Origin of the sequence: Candidatus Magnetobacterium casense (assembly GCF_019173545.1) — a bacterium.
GTDB classification, from domain to species: Bacteria; Nitrospirota; Thermodesulfovibrionia; order Thermodesulfovibrionales; family Magnetobacteriaceae; genus Magnetobacterium; species Magnetobacterium cryptolimnobacter.
Genome location: NZ_JABXWD010000566.1, coordinates 1 through 1775 on the forward strand (window position 1 = coordinate 1; position 1775 = coordinate 1775).

Sequence of the window (1775 nt, forward strand, 5' to 3'; positions counted from 1 at the left end):
TGACATTTGGAGCATTTCTCCAGGTCCAGCCGGAGGTAGTCAAAGGGTAAATCCCCCTTTGTTACACCGCATAACGTATCCCCATTTTTACCAGCGACATGCCTTCGATCCCATGACTTGCAATGTACCCACATCTATCCCTCCTTTTTCTTACTCTGAAAGTGCCACTTTTGTGGAGTTTTACACTTCAGGACAAGACTTTTACCCCAGGGTGACCATTGGTATAGGGGGCAACTGACTCCGAGGCAATCAGCCTCTTTTCTTACGTTAAAATCGTTACGTTCGAAGCATTGGGCAGTAATCGCCTCTTTTCTGGTAAGCGGTGTGCCTTTTTTAAACTTCTCATAGGATGGATTCATTCTTCCTCCTCCTCCCCCATCGACTCGAATGTCCGGCAGTGCCCTGCCCTGTCCTTCAAGAACTTCCTGACCTTCCCGTACTCAAGGTCTCCCCAGTAGAGCTCCATCTCCCTCGAGTTGCGGTGGAGCTTGTGCTTCGTGCACCGGACATCCCCCATCTTAACCACCAAATGTTGACAGTTTAGACAGTCTTTTCCACGGATCGTAACGCTCTTCGAACCATATCTTGTTGCCAATCCTTCGGCTTGGGTTTCGTTTTCCATGGCTGAAGTCCTTTTCATAAACGTATTTTAAAAAGGCGTCACAGGCCCATGTCGTCCTCCGGCATTTGCTGAAGTGCTCGCACCTTTTTGGCACCTCGCACGGAGGAGGCGGCGTGTTCCACAGGTCGTCGTAGTCCCATCCCAGGTCCCCGCTGTTTCGGCTCCGCTTCATCTTTCCCCCTCAGTCTTGCAATCACCTCCTGATAGAAATCGATCCTGATCGGTTCCAGAAGCACCGCTTCTGCCTCCAGCCATTGTGTCGTACCCAGACCCTTGACCCGGTCCCAGCTGTCCGTGAACAGTCTCGGGTGATGATGGCCCATGAAGTGGCAGCCCACGCAGAGGCAGGCCGCATTCCTGGGCTCGTATCTCAGCTTGATGATCTTGCGCGTGATAAAGTGGGCGCATTGGAGGTTGCGGGTGGATCCGCAGAACTCACACTTGCCCCTCGAGCGGACATGGTCGCTGAAGAGCTTGTCGGCCTTGCGTTTAAGGTAGGTCTTGGAGGGTTTTTTCATTGCATCAGTTCCTTTGCCTTCTCTTTGGCCGCCTGCCTCTTCCTTTCGAACTCCTCGGCATCCTCCCCTTCGAGCATGGGAGTCAAAGGTTTGGACTTTAGTCTGTCGTATATCTTCTCGAACCATCCCTTCGCCTCTTCCGTTGAGAGGGCGTTGGGCTTGTGCTCGAGCTCGAGACGCTCCATCTCCTCGAGGTATTCTCTGGTGGCGTCCCCCGAATGGGCCCGGTAGCACATCTCCACGGCCTCTATCACCTCCGAGATCTTGGGGAACCACTTGCTCTCCCGTATGATCGAATCCACGGCCTCCTCCATGATCTCGTACTTATTCTTCCCGAGGAACTCGAAATATATCCCAAACCTCTCAGCCGAGACATCCTCCTTAAAAGCGTTAGCTAACCTTGCCATCAAGTAAAGGAACTGTTTCTTCTCCATCCTGCAATCCCTCCCATACCTTCTGGAGCCCCTTTAAGTGTTTTGGTACTTCCTTCTTCGATTCGACCTCGACCTCATCCAACCACCCCTTAGCATTCAGCCATGCTTCTGGGTAGGGAATGAATTGCCCCTCTTCTTTTAACCAGTCCCGTGATTGTTTCAGGATTTCTAACTTGGCGAGGATCTTTTCCTGGAGGTCTT

3 protein-coding genes and 1 pseudogene are annotated in these 1775 nt (G+C 52.1%); all 4 read right to left on the minus strand.

All coding sequences use genetic code 11. From position 1 onward, the window contains the following. Positions 1-355: 355 nt before the first annotated feature. Positions 356-622, minus strand: a complete 267-nt coding sequence (locus tag HWQ67_RS17610) for a hypothetical protein (RefSeq protein ID WP_218254004.1) — start codon at positions 620-622, stop codon at positions 356-358. Between the two features lie 38 nt (positions 623-660). After that, on the minus strand, positions 661-858 hold the full coding sequence (locus HWQ67_RS17615; protein ID WP_218254005.1) for a hypothetical protein: 198 nt from the start codon (positions 856-858) through the stop codon (positions 661-663). A 278-nt stretch (positions 859-1136) separates the two neighbouring features. Further along, on the minus strand, positions 1137-1574 hold the full coding sequence (locus tag HWQ67_RS17620; protein ID WP_218254006.1) for a hypothetical protein: 438 nt from the start codon (positions 1572-1574) through the stop codon (positions 1137-1139). Next, positions 1531-1775: pseudogene (locus tag HWQ67_RS17625) on the minus strand (hypothetical protein); the annotation flags it as partial. The pseudogene HWQ67_RS17625 and the gene HWQ67_RS17620, both read right to left, overlap by 44 nt.

Excerpts from the sequence above, each read along its gene's own strand:
- HWQ67_RS17620 (WP_218254006.1), bottom strand. The coding sequence starts at position 1,574 with ATGGAGAAGAAACAGTTCCTTTACTTGATGGCAAGGTTAGCTAACGCT.
- HWQ67_RS17610 (WP_218254004.1), bottom strand. The coding sequence starts at position 622 with ATGGAAAACGAAACCCAAGCCGAAGGATTGGCAACAAGATATGGTTCG.